This is a genomic window from Corallococcus praedator (genome assembly GCF_003612125.1).
Taxonomy (GTDB): domain Bacteria; phylum Myxococcota; class Myxococcia; order Myxococcales; family Myxococcaceae; genus Corallococcus; species Corallococcus praedator.
Genome location: NZ_RAWI01000775.1, coordinates 1 through 1078, shown reverse-complemented (window position 1 = coordinate 1078; position 1078 = coordinate 1). Strand labels below are relative to the sequence as shown.

At 66.6% G+C, this 1078-nt stretch carries 3 protein-coding genes; 1 reads left to right on the top strand and 2 read right to left on the bottom strand.

Translation table 11 applies throughout. From position 1 onward, the window contains the following. Positions 1–224, top strand: a 224-nt coding sequence (locus tag D7Y13_RS41670; RefSeq protein WP_439329262.1) for a hypothetical protein, incomplete at its 5' end; no start/stop codon positions are given. A 38-nt stretch (positions 225–262) separates the two neighbouring features. Here the strand turns inward: D7Y13_RS41670 and D7Y13_RS41665 are convergent. Next, on the bottom strand, positions 263–610 hold the full coding sequence (locus D7Y13_RS41665; RefSeq protein WP_233596056.1) for a transposase: 348 nt from the start codon (positions 608–610) through the stop codon (positions 263–265). An 11-nt stretch (positions 611–621) separates the two neighbouring features. After that, a complete protein-coding gene (locus tag D7Y13_RS41660) occupies positions 622–945 on the bottom strand; it encodes a transposase (RefSeq protein WP_158620525.1) in 324 nt (107 codons plus the stop codon). Positions 946–1078: the final 133 nt, after the last annotated feature.

The following is a 1078-nucleotide window of genomic DNA, read 5'->3' as shown; positions in this document are numbered from 1 at the left end:
AGCGCTCAGAACTCAACTGCATGGATCATCTGTGGCGCCCCCTGAAGCAACGCGTTTCCGCCAACCGTCAGTACCCCACGGTCGAGCAGCACGTCGGCGCCGCCATCCGCTGGGTGCTGGGCCTTTCTGCCCAGGACGCCCTCCGCAAGGCGGGCTGCCTCGCCGAGGGCTTCTGGCTACGCGATTTGTTAGAGAACTTCTGGCGACCTACTTACAGCCTCTAACAAATGTCAGGGTAGAGGCGTCGTAGGAGCATGACGCATCAGCCGAGGACGAGGACGCCGAAGTGAACATCGTCCCTGCGCTCATCGCGGACGCGAAGGCGGCGCAGCTGGTTCTTCCAGGCCAGCGTGCGCTCCACCACCCAGCGGTAGCGTCCCAGCCGTGCCTTGGACTCGACGCCTGGGCGGGCGATGCGCGGAGCAATGCCGCGCAGGCGCAAGCCGAGTCGGTTCTTCCTGGAGGCATAGGCTTTGTCGCCGTGGACCTTCGCGGGGCGGAAACGTCGCTGCCCCGAAGGCATCCTCACCGCGGGGACGGAGTCGACGAGCGGGAAGAGTTCATGCGTGTCGTGCACGTTGGCCGCTGTCACGGACTCCGTCAGAGGCAGGCCGTGGGCGTCTACGAGAAGATGATGTTTGCTACCCGCCTTCGCTCTATCCGTCGGGCTTGGGCCCGTGAGGGCCCCCTTTTTGACGCCCGTACGGACGAGGAGTCGATGGAGGCGCGCGAGAAGTCCACCTTGCCTCGCAGCCCCAGCTCATCCAGCAGCCGCGCCTGGAGCTGTTCCCACACGCCGGCCCGGGTCCATTCCTCCAACCTGCGCCAGGCTGTCATGCCCGACAGGCCGAACTGCTTGCGAGGCAGCATCTCCCACGGGATGCCGCTCCGGAGCACGAAGACGATGGCCTCCAGCGCCGCCCGGTCGTCCGCGGTGAGCGTCAAGGTAGCTGTCGCGTGAGAAGGTTCAGCCGATATGCTTCAGCTCCTGCGCTTCCGGAGAGGGATTGAGGCGCACGGGGCCCGCGGGCGTCCAGTCGCGCGTGTCGCGGCTCCAGCGCTCGGGGTGACGAGCGCG